Source organism: Anabaena sp. WFMT, assembly GCF_051781005.1.
In the GTDB taxonomy this organism is placed as follows: domain Bacteria; phylum Cyanobacteriota; class Cyanobacteriia; order Cyanobacteriales; family Nostocaceae; genus Anabaena.
Genome location: NZ_JBPWOA010000023.1, coordinates 1 through 16,193, shown reverse-complemented (window position 1 = coordinate 16,193; position 16,193 = coordinate 1). Strand labels below are relative to the sequence as shown.

Annotated in this window: 12 protein-coding genes; 9 read left to right on the top strand and 3 right to left on the bottom strand. The window is 39.1% G+C overall.

What is annotated here, in order from left to right; genetic code table 11:
- Positions 1-39 precede the first annotated feature (39 nt).
- From ACSQ6I_RS14705 to ACSQ6I_RS14695, 3 genes are all read left to right on the top strand, one after another.
- Complete coding sequence (locus ACSQ6I_RS14705) at positions 40-984, top strand: NAD(P)H-dependent glycerol-3-phosphate dehydrogenase (RefSeq protein WP_438891063.1); 945 nt, start codon at positions 40-42, stop codon at positions 982-984.
- Positions 985-1,455: 471 nt separating this feature from the next.
- Positions 1,456-2,706 (top strand): RNA polymerase sigma factor SigC, encoded by a 1,251-nt coding sequence (gene sigC / locus ACSQ6I_RS14700; RefSeq protein WP_438891062.1) that lies wholly within the window; start codon positions 1,456-1,458, stop codon positions 2,704-2,706.
- A gap of 205 nt (positions 2,707-2,911) precedes the next feature.
- Positions 2,912-3,367 carry a Fur family transcriptional regulator gene (locus ACSQ6I_RS14695; protein WP_015214948.1) on the top strand — a complete coding sequence of 152 codons (456 nt, stop codon included), beginning with the start codon at positions 2,912-2,914 and terminating at the stop codon, positions 3,365-3,367.
- Between the two features lie 111 nt (positions 3,368-3,478).
- Here the strand turns inward: ACSQ6I_RS14695 and ACSQ6I_RS14690 are convergent, their stop codons facing one another.
- Together ACSQ6I_RS14690 and cobN are read right to left on the bottom strand one after the other, a co-directional pair.
- Positions 3,479-4,579, bottom strand: coding sequence for a peptidoglycan-binding domain-containing protein (locus tag ACSQ6I_RS14690; RefSeq protein ID WP_438891061.1), 1,101 nt, complete (start codon positions 4,577-4,579; stop codon positions 3,479-3,481).
- A 21-nt stretch (positions 4,580-4,600) separates the two neighbouring features.
- Positions 4,601-8,563 (bottom strand): cobaltochelatase subunit CobN, encoded by a 3,963-nt coding sequence (gene cobN / locus ACSQ6I_RS14685; RefSeq protein WP_438891060.1) that lies wholly within the window; start codon positions 8,561-8,563, stop codon positions 4,601-4,603.
- Between the two features lie 116 nt (positions 8,564-8,679).
- Between cobN and ACSQ6I_RS14680 the strand changes: the two genes are divergently transcribed.
- Positions 8,680-10,605, top strand: a complete 1,926-nt coding sequence (locus ACSQ6I_RS14680) for a GAF domain-containing sensor histidine kinase (protein ID WP_438891059.1) — start codon at positions 8,680-8,682, stop codon at positions 10,603-10,605.
- A 175-nt stretch (positions 10,606-10,780) separates the two neighbouring features.
- Entirely contained in the window at positions 10,781-11,455 is a 675-nt protein-coding gene (locus ACSQ6I_RS14675) for an N-acetylmannosamine-6-phosphate 2-epimerase (protein ID WP_438891058.1), read from the top strand.
- A gap of 138 nt (positions 11,456-11,593) precedes the next feature.
- Here the strand turns inward: ACSQ6I_RS14675 and ACSQ6I_RS14670 are convergent, their stop codons facing one another.
- Complete coding sequence (locus ACSQ6I_RS14670) at positions 11,594-12,529, bottom strand: hypothetical protein (RefSeq protein WP_438891057.1); 936 nt, start codon at positions 12,527-12,529, stop codon at positions 11,594-11,596.
- Positions 12,530-12,620: 91 nt separating this feature from the next.
- On the opposite strand from ACSQ6I_RS14670, the gene ACSQ6I_RS14665 reads away from it, so the two are divergent.
- From ACSQ6I_RS14665 to ACSQ6I_RS14650, 4 genes are all read left to right on the top strand, one after another.
- Complete coding sequence (locus ACSQ6I_RS14665; RefSeq protein WP_438891056.1) at positions 12,621-13,529, top strand: metallophosphoesterase; 909 nt, start codon at positions 12,621-12,623, stop codon at positions 13,527-13,529.
- 224 nt (positions 13,530-13,753) lie between these two features.
- On the top strand, positions 13,754-15,013 hold the full coding sequence (locus ACSQ6I_RS14660; protein WP_438891055.1) for an AAA family ATPase: 1,260 nt from the start codon (positions 13,754-13,756) through the stop codon (positions 15,011-15,013).
- The gene (locus tag ACSQ6I_RS14655; protein WP_438891054.1) at positions 15,010-15,651 is read left to right on the top strand and encodes a retron system putative HNH endonuclease; all 642 of its coding nucleotides are present in this window, start codon (positions 15,010-15,012) and stop codon (positions 15,649-15,651) included. Before ACSQ6I_RS14660 ends, ACSQ6I_RS14655 begins: the two co-directional genes overlap by 4 nt.
- 18 nt (positions 15,652-15,669) lie before the next feature.
- A complete protein-coding gene (locus ACSQ6I_RS14650) occupies positions 15,670-15,957 on the top strand; it encodes an antibiotic biosynthesis monooxygenase family protein (protein ID WP_438891053.1) in 288 nt (95 codons plus the stop codon).
- Positions 15,958-16,193: the final 236 nt, after the last annotated feature.

Genomic DNA, 16,193 nt, shown 5'->3' with positions numbered 1-16,193 from the left:
TACAATACACCCTTACTCCTGAACTCCTTCTTCTTTCCAATGACTAATTTCAAAATCGAAAATTCAAAATCTGTTGTTATTCTGGGTGCTGGTGCTTGGGGTACAGCCTTAGCAAATTTGGTGCGGGTAAACGGTCATCAGGTGCGTTTGTGGTCGCGTCAGGGTTCGCAAACATTGGCAGCGGTTTTACAAGGTGCTGATATAGTCCTGTCTGCTATTTCCATGAAAGGGGTGAGAGATGTAGCCTCTGTAGTAAAGTCTTGCCCTTTATCTCCACAGACAATTTTTGTCACAGCGACAAAAGGTTTAGACCCGCAAACCACTCTTACACCGTCGCAAATTTGGCAATCAGAATTTCCTGATCATGCAGTAGTTGTTTTATCGGGGCCTAATTTATCAAAAGAAATTGAACAAGAATTACCAGCTGCAACGGTAGTAGCCAGCAAAAATACTGCTGCTGCTGAAATGGTGCAGCTGGTATTTTCTTCTAGTCGTTTTCGTGTTTATACTAACCCTGACCCAGTGGGCGTGGAATTGGGTGGTACACTCAAAAACGTAATAGCGATCGCTGCCGGTGTCTGTGATGGTTTACATCTAGGAACTAATGCCAAAGCTGCTTTAGTCACTCGTGGCTTGACAGAAATGGTTCGCATTGGTAAAGTCTTGGGTGCAAAGACGGAAACATTTTACGGTTTAGCAGGTCTAGGGGATTTGTTAGCAACCTGCAACAGCCCCTTAAGTCGCAATTACCAAGTGGGTTATCAGTTGGCTAATGGTAAAACGCTGACAGAAATTCTTACCAATTTACCAGGAACGGCTGAAGGAGTGAACACTTGTCGAGTTTTGATGCAAATATCCCAGCAACAACATATTACTATCCCTATTACTGAGCAAGTTTATCGGTTACTGGAAACTGAGGTTACACCTCAACAGGCACTAGATGAACTAATGTTAAGGGACATCAAGCCAGAGTATAACCAATAAGTTATGGCTTAGGCCACACGGTGCTATCAGCATTATTTCGTAATTCACAGCAACTAATTACCAAATAATCACTAAAAAAATTATTAAATCGTCAGGAAATTACCACCATAGTCATGTAAATATAACTATGTAGTTTATAAACAGCAAAATTACTAGGAATATCTTTATACCCTGTTATAAAAATAACGGTTAATGTTCCTAAAAACTGCCATATTAACTAGTGCGGCCTGGCGAAAATAACTATCCAGTTAAAAAAGGTTAAAAAGCTGATAAAACTGGCTTTATTCCTTACTATCTTCTGCCTTCCGCCTTCTGCTTTTTTGCACTAGTACAACCTTTTGCAAAGAATTGTACTATAAATCTCAATTTTGTTAGTTCATCGTGAATTACGGGAACAATAGCAACAGTTGATTAGCTGACCGTAATTTTAGCTGACCGTAATTTATTTTTACCTGGAGTAATTAAGACTTTATGCCAGCAACATCTTTTTATACAGATGCAGCCTACGATTCCCAAAAATCTAGCCCAAAGTTAGACTCTGATCTAAACGTTAATGACAGCGATTTGTCCCTAGACGATTTGCAAGATTTGGAAATAGCTGCGGTTGATCCTCATAATTTAGCTGCTAACAACAACCGACGCAGTACAGACTTGGTACGTCTATACCTGCAAGAAATTGGTCGGGTGCGGTTGTTAGGAAGAGATGAAGAAGTTTCCGAAGCTCAAAAAGTACAGCGATATTTGCGGTTGCGAATAGTACTGGCTAACGCCGCCAAGCAAGGTGACGAGGTGATTGTACCCTATCAGCGATTAATCGAAGTTCAAGAGCGTTTATCCTCTGAATTAGGACATCGTCCGTCGTTGGAAAGATGGGCTACTACTGCGGGTATTGAATTATCGAATCTCAAGCCTACTTTGTCAGAAGGTAAACGTCGCTGGGCGGAAATTGCCGAATTGACAGTGGTAGAACTGGAGAAAATTCAGTCACAAGGACTACAAGCTAAAGAACACATGATTAAAGCGAATCTTCGCTTAGTGGTTTCTGTGGCTAAAAAGTATCAAAATCGTGGTTTGGAATTGTTAGATTTAGTCCAAGAAGGAACTCTCGGCTTAGAGCGAGCCGTGGAGAAATTTGACCCCACTAAGGGTTATCGTTTTAGTACTTATGCGTATTGGTGGATTCGTCAGGGAATTACCAGAGCGATCGCAACTTCGAGTCGCACAATTCGCCTCCCTGTTCATATTACAGAAAAACTCAACAAAATTAAAAAGGCACAACGTAAAATTGCCCAAGAAAAAGGTCGCACTCCCACCCTAGAAGACCTAGCAATTGAATTAGATATGACACCTACCCAAGTCAGGGAAGTGTTGTTAAGAGTACCTCGTTCTGTTTCTTTGGAAACCAAGGTAGGTAAGGATAAAGATACAGAATTAGGGGAATTGCTAGAAACTGATAGCGTCACCCCAGAAGAAATGTTAATGCGAGAATCTTTACAAAAAGATTTGCATAACCTTCTCGACGATTTAACTAGCCGTGAGCGTGATGTGATTCTAATGCGGTTTGGTTTATCAGATGGTCATGCTTACTCATTAGCCGAAATTGGCCGCGCTCTTGACTTATCACGGGAACGAGTACGACAAATTGAATCTAAAGCTTTGCAAAAACTACGTCAACCCAAGCGCCGTAATCTGATCCGGGACTATTTGGAGTCTTTAACTTAGTAAAGGGAACAGGGAGCAGGGAGCAGGCTTGCCGTGAGCGTAGCCGAACGGGAGCAGGGAGCAGGGGAAGATGATTTTTCCCAATTACCAATTACCAATGCCCAATACCCAATTACTAATGATTCTCAATAAGATATGGTTGTTGCAAATCAGGGCAAAAATTTGTTATATTCTCAATTAACGGGCTTTGTTGAGAAAATTTAGTATGACTGTCTACACAACTGGTTCACTCAAGGCAGAACTAAACGACCGAGGCTGGCGTTTAACTCCCCAGCGCGAAATAATTCTACACATTTTTCAAGAACTTCCGCAAGGTGAACATTTAAGCGCTGAGGATCTTTATCATCGGTTAGAAACCGACGGTGAAGGCATCAGTCTATCAACTATCTATCGGACTTTGAAGTTGATGGCGAGAATGGGCATTTTGCGGGAACTAGAATTGGGTGAAGGACATAAACATTATGAACTTAACCAACCTTATCCCCATCACCACCATCACCTTATTTGTGTGAAGTGCAACACCACGATTGAGTTCAAAAACGAATCAATTTTGAAAATTGGCGCTAAAACAGCCCAAAAAGAAGGTTTTCACCTCCTTGACTGTCAACTGACAATTCATGCTGTCTGTCCCAAGTGCCAAAGGGCGCTCATGCCGCTTTAACACCTGGGTAGGATACAAGGTAAGATACTCAAATTCACCCTACAATAATTTACTGTGAGCGAATGGTATCAATTGGTGAGGGAATCTGGCTACAAAATCTCAGCGGATGGTTTAAAAGCCTCCGCTTTTGATATCCCGAAAACTAATACCGTAAAATTCCTGCGCTCGTTTGATTGCTTTTTTGGTGTCATCTGCCATCATGCCGTTGAGTTGACCTTTATAGAAACCTTTTTCCTGGAGTCGCATTTGGATTTCTAAGATACTAAAATCACTCTTGGGTGAAGTTTTTGCCAAGCTATGTAACTTCATTCGGGTAGTGGTGTCAGCAATGCTGTTCATATCGAGACGATGAGCTTTCTGAAAGCGATTGATAGCATCTGCTGTATATGAACCATAGTAGCCATTGGGGGGACCCTGCAAATATCCAGCTTTGATTAGATGTTCTTGGAGAATTCTGACAGCTTCACCGCGATCGCCTAAACTGAGTTGATGATCAACTGTTTTCTTGGAAGTTGCTTCACTAGCTGTATCAGTGGGTGGTAATTTGGCAAGTGTGGCTGCACCAACAACACCGTCAACCTTTAATTTATAAGCCTGTTGAAATCTTTTTACACCTTCTTCGGTAATTGGCCCAAATATGCCAGTAGCATTCCCATAATAAAAGCCAGCGATTCGCAAGCGTTCTTGCAAAATTCTGACATCTTCACCTTCATCTCCCTTGGTGAGTAAATGAGGATTTTGGCGTTTATGAGTTACCGAATAAATGATAGGGATTTTGGTAGTTGTTGCCGTTGCAGTAGTGACAGAGTTACTTGCAGGTGATTTTTTACTACTTTCTATGTTTTGTGAAGTGTCAATTTCAATGATGTCATCGACTGTGACATTAGCAGCATTTTGAAACTGCCAGTCAGTATTTTCTGTGGGAACTGCATATATTTGTGTGATTTTAGTTTGATGAAAATCTGCTGTTGTCAACTGTTGTTTGAGATTCCTCACAGAAGCATCTTGATCACCTTTTTGTAATGCGAAGACGCTACTGACAGAACTGAGGATAGACAGCATTAACATTAGGGGAAGCATATACTTCCAAGCCTTACCAGAAAGCCTTTTCCAGTCTGGTGCGGCGGCTTTGTTGAATACAAAAGGAACTAGTTCAATAGATTCGCTATTTTCGTAGGCAAAAGCCAAGTGTAAATACGCAAGATTTTCCATAATATATGTTTCCTACACCAGTTATTTTTCTTCGATAGCTGCTTCCGCTTGATGTACTAAATTTCGTAAATTATCTAAAGTCTGTATATTTGCATCCTGCCATAAACCGCGCTGATGGGCTTCTAGTAATCTTTCAGAAATATCACGCAACGCCCACGGGTTCTTGTCTTGAATGAATTCACAGACAATAGGATCTTCTAAGTATGCCTGCACAATACCCTGATACATATAATCTTCGACACATTGGGCTGTCGCATCGTAGGCGAATAAAAAGTCTACTGTCGCGGCCATTTCAAATGCACCTTTGTAACCGTGACGCATTACTCCTGCAATCCATTTGGGATTAACGACACGAGAACGATAGACTCGCGCAATTTCTGTTTTGAGTTGGCGGACTTTTGGCTGGCTGGGAATAGAATTATCACCAAAATAGGTTTCGGGATTTTTACCCTGAAGAGAACGCACCGCTGCTGTTAAACCACCCTGAAATTGATAATAATCATCGGAATCGAGTAAATCGTGTTCACGGTTATCTTGATTGTGCAGCACAATTTGCATTTGTTTCAAGCGTTGCTCAAAAGCTGCGGGAGAAGAGGCAGGGGAGCAGGGTGCAGGGAGCAAGGGAGAAGAATTGTCTTCTGTAAACTGACTAGAAGAATAAGCGTAAGAACTCCAATTCATGTAAGCGCGGGCTAAATCTTGATCATCTTGCCAGTTTTGGGATGCGATTAAGCCTTGAAGTCCTGCACCGTAAGCACCTGGTTTAGATCCAAAGACACGGTAGAGCGATCGCTCTTGTGCTGCTTCTAAACTTAAACCTTCTGTAGTCCATAAGTCAGTATCTTCACGAACTGCAACGGCTAGGGGGTTTTCTGCTCCTGGTTCATCTAATTTAGCGACTGCGGCAACTGCTTGGGAAAATAAATCTATTAAATTAGGGAAAGCATCGCGGAAAAATCCCGAAATCCTTAAGGTGACATCAACACGAGGGCGACCCAAAATTGATAAGGGTAAGATTTCAAAATCTACTACTCTCCTAGCTGCACCATCCCAAACAGGTTGAACACCGAGTAAAGCTAACGCTTCAGCCATATCATCACCTCCAGTCCGCATGGTGGCAGTTCCCCATAATGATAGACCAAGGGTTTTAGGATATTCACCATGTTCTTGGGTGTAGGTTTCAATTAGGGTTTCAGCGGCTTTTCTGCCGATATCCCAAGCGGTTTCTGTGGGTATGGCACGAATGTCAACGGCGTAAAAGTTTTTACCTGTGGGGAGAACTTCTGGGCGGCCGCGTGTGGGTGCGCCGGAAGCTGCACTGGGAATGTATTTTCCATCTAGTCCGCGTAAGAAGTTGGTGATTTCTTCGTTGGTTTTTTGCAGTGCGGGGAGGAGTTTGAATTTTATCCAGTCAAGGGTTTGGGTAATTGGTAATTGGTAATTGGTAATTTTATTCTTTCTTCCTTCTCCTGACTCCTCAACTGCAATAATTTCTTCAACTAGAAAGGCGGCTTCTTCTTCTAGGAGTTCTACTACATCGCCGATGATATGGGAAGAATTAAGTCTCACGCAAAGGCGCAAAGGCGCAAAGTGGGTTGTGGGTGGGGTAAAGGGCGTGCTGAAGTGGTCGGTGAGGGGGTCTATGTCTAAGCCCCATTCTTGGGCTATGGCGCGGGTGATGCCGATGGAATGGCGGTTGGGGAGACGGGCGATCGCTATAATTAAGTCTCGTAGTTGTGTACCTTGGGGACATTGACCGAAAATGTGGAGTCCGTCGCGGATTTGAGCTTCTTTGAGTTCACACAAGTAGCCATCTAGGGAATTTAAGATTAGGGTTTCAAAGTTGATGATGTCTTTTTCGTCGGTAATTCCTAAGTCTTTGTAGAGATTTTCTTTGATGACTAGTTCTTGAATGCGATCGCGTATTGTTGGTAAACGGGTAGGATCTAAACTTTCGGCTTCGTAATATTCATCTATTAAATTTTCTACCTGTTGCAAGGGGCCATATAGTTCAGCACGAGTCATCGGCGGTGTGAGGTGATCAATAATTACCGCTTGGGCGCGTCGTTTGGCTTGTGAACCTTCACCAGGATCATTGACAATAAAGGGGTACAGGTGAGGCATAGCCCCAAAAGCAACTTCAGGATAACAAGTATTAGATAAGGCGATACTTTTACCAGGTAGCCATTCTAAGTTGCCATGTTTTCCCACATGAGCGATCGCATCAGCCCCAAAACAACTGGAATTTTTTTCCCGCACCCAATAATAAAATGCTAAATAAGCGTGAGTTGGTTCTAAATCCGGTGCATGATAATTTAAACTAGGGTCAATATCATAACCCCGTGAAGGTTGAATACCTACGAAAACGTTACCAAATTGAATACCGGGAATTGCCCAATTTTGGATTTTGGATTTTGGATTTTGGATTGAATCGAGAATTGGTTCTCCCCAACGCTCAATCATTTCTTGTTGTACAGATTCGGGTAAAGTTGCAAAATACTCTTGATATTCTTTTGCTGAAAGACTTTGCTGTACTGGTTTCCAGTCTTTTCCTTCTGGATCATTAGTAACGCCAGATGTCAGAAGTTGAATTAATTCATCTCCAGTATCGGGAATATTTTCAACTTTATAACCAGCTAACTGTAAAGCTTTGAGAATTTCCACACAACTGGCGGGAGTGTCCAGTCCTACGCCATTAGCAAGGCGACCATTTGTGTTGGGGTAATTTGCCAAAATTAAAGCTATACGGCGTTCTTGGAGCGTTTTAGTGCGGAGTTTGACCCAATTTGCAGCTAGTTGAGCGACAAAATCAATGCGATCGCTCTTTGGTTCATAAACTACCACATCTGTTTCTAAATCATTATTGCGAGTTTGCAGAGTTTTAAAAGAAACAGCCCGACTAATAATTCTTCCGTCAACCTCTGGTAACGCCACATTCATAGCCATATCACGAGGAGTCAAACCTTGTAACTGTGACTCCCACTGTTCAACTGAACTAGCACAAAGAATTACCTGTAAAACTGGTACATCTAATTTTTCCCAAAGTTCAATTTGCGGCGTTTCTGTTTCCAATCGCGCTAGAGAAAAACTGGTAGTATTCAGTAACAGGTCAATATGTTCAGAATCTTTTGGCTGAAAGAACTCACTCAACTGTTCACTAACACCAGGTTCACGTAAAGAAGAAACAAAAACTGGTACAGGTTGTAAATTTTTCTTTACCAAAGCCGCACATAAAGCATCAATAACCTGAGTATTTCCCGCCAAATAATGAGCGCGATAGAACAAAATACCAACTTTGGGTAATTCGTAATGGGCTACGCCCCGCTGCGCTAACGTAATTCGTAATTCGTAATTCGTAACGGGTAATTGGTAATTATTCTCCCCTGCTCCCCTTCGACTACGCTCAGGGCAAGCCTGCTCCCCTGCTCCCCTACCTCCCCACTCATACACTCCCACACGAGGAACAGACTGCGGTGGTGGGGGATTAAACGCTGTAGAAAGAGACGTATCAGCGATAAATTGGAGGGCATTAACGAAGTTTTCTACACCACCTTCTTTAAAATACTGCCATATTTGGTTAACAATATCCAAGGAAACGGTAGAGTGAGAAAGTAAATCGGGATCAAGAGCGTCGTCTCCTGGCATTACAATTAAAGTTGTACCTTGACGTTGTGCAATTTCCTGCACCACTTCTAAGCCATAAGCCCAATAGGAACGCCCTCCTAATAGACGCAAAACAATTACTTGAGCAAGTTCTAATACTTGTTCACCATAAGTATCTATACTTATTTGTTGCTGTAATTGCAAGAGGCTGGCGACTCTAAAGGCTGGAAATTGTGCAGGTAATTTTGTCACTGCTGCGGCTAGGGTTTGAATGTCGGTATCAGCCGCAGTAATCAACACTAAAGGAGCCGGAGTTTGTTCTAGAAAAATTAAACCTTCTGACTGATTCCATCCACCTGATGTGGCACTTATACGATGCATAATCCTGTTTTACCGCTTTAAAATGTTGGTTAGTAAATAATCAGAAAAACTAGGGAACAGGATTTTAAATTACCCTTGCCCATTACCCATTAGCCCATCTCACTAGATTTTTGAAAATGCTTAGTTCTCCCGATTTGAGCTTTTCTCGCACCTTGCCTTTGAGTTTATTTAATCGGCTTGGGGAATTATTGCAGCAGATGGTTCAATCTGTAGAAAGCACTGCTTTGATACTAACAGAAGCTGTGCTGGTACGAATTTGCATACCAGTGGAATGGCAAGAACAACGGTTTACGCTGCTGGTTTCTGAGGGATTTAGTGCGCTGTTGGTGGGGAACATAGAGGATAGGGATCTGGGAAGTATAGGAGCAGAAAAACCAAGAGTTAACTTAATACTAAATGCTAGTTTGACATTTAATTCCGAAGTCATCGCCTCATTTGTCTCGAAATTAAGAAATTTGCTGGAGTGTGATTCTTATACATATCAAAAACTCGAAGTTTATCAGCAAATAATTGTCCCTAATAATGCTACGCTTCAAAGTAAATTCACGCTATTGTTATTAGACTATCTTGTTGAGCAGCAAAAAGTAGAAGTAACAGCACCAGCAAATGCTACTCAACATTATATTTGTCAGGCGGTGGAAGATGCTCTCACAAAACAAATTGCCCAGGAACGGCTGTTAAATCAGGTAACAACGCAAATTCGTAAAAGCCTGGATTTACAAGTAATTATGACAACGGTAATTAAACAAGTACGCGAATTTCTGGAATTAGATAGATTAGTAATTTATAAATTTGAACCTACTAAAGTTAAGAATCAACAAACATTATTCAATGTTCAAGATTCACTTGGCTCTCAATCTTTACAAGAAAGTAGTCAATATTATCAGGGTTCTGTTGTTCATGAAGCCCTGGGAGAAAATACTATTTCTTCATTATTGAATTATCAGGAAGAAAGTTGTATAAAGCCAAATTCTCAATGTTGGGAAAAGTATCGCCAAGGATTTACCTTAGCCGTTGATGATGTAGAAAAGACTTACGTTCTAGAAGAGTGTTTGTTGAAATTTTTAAAGAAAAGTCAAATCAGGGCGAAATTTGTAGCTCCGATTATGTTTGAAGATAAACTTTGGGGACTGTTGATTGCTCATCAATGTCATAGTCCCCATGAGTGGACTCAAAGCGAAAAAAAATTGCTAACATCAATTGCAGAACAATTAGCGATCGCAATTCATCAAACAGAGTTAATGCGATGTCTCACCAAAGAAAAGCAAACACTGGAACAACGTGTGATTGAACGCACAATGGCACTACGGGAGGCATTACTAGCCGCTGAAGCTGCAAGTCGCCTCAGAAGCGAATTCCTGGCTACAATCAGCCATGAACTACTTACGCCTTTAACCTATGTGATTGGGATGTCTTCTACACTGTTGCGCTGGCCTTTGGGTGAATTGAGCCAACGACAACGGAATTATTTACAAACCATCCATGATAGTGGTGAACATTTATTAGAAATGATTAAAGACATCCTCGATTTATCACAAATTGAGGCGGGTAAAACAGTATTAAATATTGCTGAATTTTCTTTAGTGAAGACAGCGCAAAATACCCTAGAATCCCTTCAGGAAAAGGCTAATAGCGAAAAAATTAATCTGAAATTAGACTTGCAAATAAACCCTGCGTGCGATCGCTTTACAGCCGATTCTAGTAGAATAGAACAAATTCTCTGGAATCTATTAACTAATGCCATCAAATTCACCCCAGAAGGCGGTAGCGTCACCTTGCGTCTGTGGGTAGAAGAAAATACAGCCGTCTTTCAAGTAGAAGATACTGGTATCGGCATCCCAGAAGAAAAATTACCACTACTATTTGAGAAATTTCAACAACTTGATACACCCTATCGTCGTCACTACGAAGGTACTGGCGTTGGTTTAGCTCTAACTAAACAAATTGTAGAACTCCATCGTGGTCGAATTGAAGTAGAATCTACTGTAGGTATGGGTTCAATTTTCACTGTCTGGATACCAGCCCATACAAATGCCAATTAATACCATATACATTTGTATACTTATCAAATTGTTTACCAATAACATTGAGTGAGGTATATCATAATCATAGCCCCCTCCTCGCTTGCGGGGAGGGGGTTGGGGGTGGGGTTCTTCTACTATTTGGCTTGGTAATTGGTAATGAGTAAAATTATCCAAACTTAATATCAAATAACTAATGAATAATTTAATTGCAACCCTCAATAAAAGCTTAATTGTTTCCTGTCAAGCACCTACAGATTCACCATTACATGATGCCTATATCATAGCCGCAATGGCGCAAGCCGCAGTTAATAATGGTGCTATTGGCGTGAGAATTGATACGCCAAATCATATCAAATCTGTGAGAGAAAAAGTACAAGTACCAATTATTGGACTTTGGAAACAAATAATAACTGGTTCAGATGTTTACATCACACCACAGTTTCATCATGCTGTTGCTGTCGCGGAAGCAGGTGCAGATATTATTGCGATAGATGCAACTACTAGAAATCGTCCCGATGATGAAAAATTAATTGATATTATTAAACGTATTCATCAAGAATTAGGTAAACCAGTTATGGCAGATGTAGATACATTTGCAGCAGCCAAATTAGCTGTTGATGCTGGTGCTGATATAGTAGGAACTACTCTTTTTGGTTACACTGCGGAAACAAAAACTTTTGCACCTCCTGGTTGGGAATTACTCACACAGATAGTAGAAAATCTAGATACTTTTATAATTTGTGAAGGTGGTATTTCTTCACCAGAAATGGCAAAAAAAGCATTAGATTTAGGTGCTAATGCTGTGGTAGTTGGTGGTGCAATTACTGGAATTGATTTATTAGTGAAAGCCTACAAATCAGCATTATAGTAAACATCTTGTAGGTTGGGTTGACGCAAGGAAACCCAACATTTTGTAGAGCTTGTTAGGTTGCGCTGTTGCTTAACTCAAACTTATTAGGTTTATATCCCAAATTCCGCAAAGTAACATAGTAAAACCCAACAAAGTTTAAAGTTTATCCGATAATTTTGATTCCGAAGATATCAAATTTTGGCGTTTAAAAATCACCATTTCATTACCAACAACTGGACTACGCGCTACTAGCCTATCTTGCGAATCAATAATTTCTAAATGACTGAAATCTAGTTCTTGAGAGCGTTGGAAGATATCCGCTGCTAATTGATTCTGTTGAGATGCTTCTAATGTATACCAATCATCACTAATTTTGATAGTCAAATCACTCGTACGGAAATTAGCTTGAATAGACTTTATCAGTTTAGAAGAAACTAGTTCAGATTGAGTACTTTTTATAGGAATACTAATTTCTGCTAATTGATTTTCAATAGCCACAATTAAAGCTTGTTCAGGTGTTAATTCTATAACTGGTGTTGGTGTCGGTTCAGGTTCTTTAGTTGGTTGCGGTTCAGGTTCTATAACTGGTGTCGGTTTCGGTTCAGCTTCTTGTATTGGTTCTGGAATTATTTCAGGTTTCTGTGTTGGAGTTGGTGACGGTTCTGGTTCAATTACAGTTGACGTGGGTGTGGGAACTTCCTCAACCGGAGGAAGTGTTGCTATTTCAGCAGGTTTAGAACTAAAAATAGTTACAGAAGTTGTCAAAACTATCACCACAGTTATTACCGCAAAAATTCCCGTCAGAACTGTATCTGATACATTGTTAGAAACATTTGATGGTAAAAACAAGCGGAATGTTCTTAAAAATCCATCCCAACTCGACAAAACCCGTTGTAAGATATTAGGCTTTATCTCAGTACGAGAAGGCTGTTCTGTCTCCAGTTTCACTAATGTGTTTTCTAAAATCCCAATTGTTCCCCTCAGAAATTGGATAATTGTCACCTTCCAAATTGGCTGGTTTTTCTGATAAGGTTTTTGAGAAGGTTGAATTTCTCGCTCACCTCTTGGTTTTGGTTGGTTATCTTGTGACATGGAACTTTCACCCAGATTAAAGAATCAAAGATACAGAAAATGGATTCTGACTATTTGTGTCTATTGTGCCATTTATTGAATTTAGTGATTTATGCAACTCAAACGTCGTCAATTTTTATTTTTAGGTAGTCTTAGTGCTATTAGTACAGGATTTCTAGGTTGGAAATTATTTGGTCAAAATGCTGAAAATTCACTTTTAGAACCAGTAATAGCCGCTAACCCAGCTAAAAAAGACTTGTTATTGCGTTTTGTATCTGTAGCTGATACAGGAACTGGTGCTAAAGGTCAGTATTCTGTAGCGAAAGCAATGAATTTTTATCACCAGAAAAATCCATATAATGTAGTAGTTTTAGCTGGTGATAACATTTATAACAACGGCGAAATTGAGAAAATAACCGCAGTTTTTGAGCGTCCTTATCAACCTTTGCTTCAAAAAGGTGTGAAGTTTCATGCTTGTTTAGGTAATCACGATATCCGTACTGATAATGGTGTTCCTCAAGTCAAATATGCTGGCTTTAATATGAAGGGACGTTATTATACATTTGGTCAAGATAAAATTCAGTTTTTTGCTTTAGATACTAATGGTAATGCTGATTGGAAAAATCAGCTAGTTTGGTTAGAGAAAGAATTAAGTTTAAGTAAAGCTGACTGGAAAGTTGTTTTTGGTCATCATCCGATTTATTCATCTGGTCAGTATGGGAGTAATTCAAAGTTTATTAAAACTTTTACTCCTTTATTTCAAAAATACAATGTTCAACTTTATATCAATGGTCATGAACACAATTATGAACGTACTCGTTCTATTCATGGGACGAGTTATTTAACTTGTGGTGCTGGTGCGGGTAATCGTCCTGTTGGTCGTTCTGAGTGGACTGAATATTCGACTAGTAATTTGAGTTTTGCAACTCATGATGTGTATGCAGATAGAATTGAGGTGAGTGGTATTGGTACTGATAATCGTATTTTTGATCAGGGTGTGATTAAGTTGAGGAGTGTTTAAACGCAGAGGTACGCGGAGGTTAGCGCAGCGAAAAGTTCCTCGAAGCCGGGTTTCCCGGCGTAGGAAACTTTTCAAGACAGAGGGACACAGAGGGTTTTTCTGTGTGTTTACTGCGCTATGAGAAGTTATTTTTTTCACGCAGAGGCGCAGAGACTCAGAGAGTAAGAGGAGTTTGGAAAGGGGAATGATTGAGAAGTGTTTAGTAAATTAATTGGGTTGAAATTATGAGAGTTAAGCAGCTTAAAATGCAATCTTTTCGCGGTATTGGCGATTTGACTTTGGATTTTGATGAAAAAAAAACAACTGTATTTATTGGTGTCAATGGTGTAGGTAAATCGAGTATTCTTGATTGTACTGCAATTCTTTTATCGCGTTTTACCAGTGCGATTCAACATTCTACATCTTCTGGAAGGTTATTTAAAGAAGAAGAAGTTCAAAATGGAAAAAATGAAACTCATAATCAAATAATCATTGCTTTTGAGTCTGAAGAAGTTACGTGGTCTTTAACAAAAGTAAAAAAAGGACGTATTAAAGATACAAGTAGCAATCTATCTGCATTAATCAAGATTAGTGAAAATATAAAAAATAAATTATCGTCATCTGATGAATATAATCTACCTATTGTAGTTTATTATTCTACTAATCGTGCAGTACTGGATATTCCTTTAAAGATTCGCACAAAGCATTCATTTGAACAAATAGATGCATATGAAAATGCACTTATGGGAGAAGGAAGTGACTTTAGAATTTTCTTTGAATGGTTTAGAAAACAAGAGGATTTAGAGAATGAATTACGGCTAGAAGATAATACTGCTTACCGAGATCAACAATTAGAGGCAGTAAGACAAGCTATATCTTCATTAATACCGAGTTTTTCTAACTTGCGTGTGCGTCGTTCTCCAACTCTAAGAATGACTTTACAAAAAAATGATGAAGAACTAATTATTAATCAACTATCTGATGGTGAAAAATGCTTATTAGCAATGGTGGGAGATTTAGCCAGACGTTTAGCAATTGCTAATCCAAGTTTAGAAGATCCACTTCAAGGTTTTGGTGTCGTTTTAATTGATGAAATTGAATTGCATTTACACCCAAAATGGCAAAGAGAAATTATTCCGGCTTTAACAAGAACATTTCCAAATTGTCAATTTATTGTTACTACCCATTCACCCCAGGTAATTAGTGAAGTAAAACCTGAAGGAATCTACATTTTAAAAAAAACAGATAATGGTGTTATTGCTGTGCGTCCTGAAAGTTCTTATGGTAGAGATAGTAATCAAATTTTAGAAGATTTGATGGGTGTTCCTAAACGTCCACAAGAATTTCAAGATAGTCTACATCATTTATTTCAATTAATTGAAGAAGGAAATTTAGATGGTGCTAAACAATTATCTCAACAGATTGCTGATATGATGGGAGAAAGTGAGCCAGAACTAGTAAAAGCGCGTGTATCTATTAAAAGAAAAGAGATTTTGAAACGGTGAAATATATCAATAAAAGTGAGGAACCAGAAAGCTTTACTTCTTGGAAAGAGTTGGAAAATGATGAGTGGAAACCAAGCTGGAATAATTTTAGTAAACCTCAAAAAACGGATGTTCATAATTCCTTGTTACAAGAACAAGGTTGTATTTGCTGTTATTGTGGAAGGCTAATTAATATTGATAATAGTCATATTGAACATTTACAGCCCAGAAGAGATTATGGTCAATTATCTCTAGATTACACAAATTTACTTGCATCATGCCAAAAAGATACTGTACCCAAAAAACCTTTACATTGTGGTAAGAAAAAAGATAAATGGTATGATAAAAAGTTAATGGTTTCACCATTAGATATTAACTGTGGTGAGTTTTTTAGATATACAGAAGATGGACAAATTTTATCAACAGAAAACCCAGATAAAGCACTTGCTGCTCAAACAACTATTAATAAACTTGACCTCAATATTGATAAGCTTAAAAAAATGCGTGCTGGCGCAATAGAAGCAATTTTAGAAGGTTTAGAAGATTTGACAGATGATGAGAGAGAAATCCTACTTCAACGCTTTAGTCAATCTGATGGAAATGGTCAAAATGAAGAGTTTTGTGCTGCAATAGTATATATCCTTAAACAATATATTTAATTATTAACTGATAATTTTATGATTCTTGAAGCTGTGATGCTTAATGTTAAATCGGGAATGGAATCTGATTTTGAATCTACTTTTAAAAAAGCTGCCGCTATTATTTCATCAATGAATGGATATTTATCCCATGAACTTCATAAGTGTATAGAAGTCAAGGGCAAATATTTATTACTTGTTAAATGGGAAACTTTAGAAGCTCATACTGTGGGATTTAGAGGTTCTGTTGAGTATCAAGAATGGAAGAGACTTCTCCATCATTTTTATGAACCATTTCCCACTGTTGAACATTTTGAGAAAATTTAGACTAAATATAATGATCAGTTTGATGATATTATTCTAGTTATAAAAATAATCTATCTATTAAGATTGAATATTTTAAATGTAAAATACGGTAATATATAGGATACAAAAATAAAGTCCTGACTGTTCAATTAGGTCATAAACAATTATGAAATTTAGTGGAACCTGGCATATTTATGAAATGTCGATGTGGGATGAAGAATATTTCAATACAGAAGTACAGGCTTATATCCAAATAG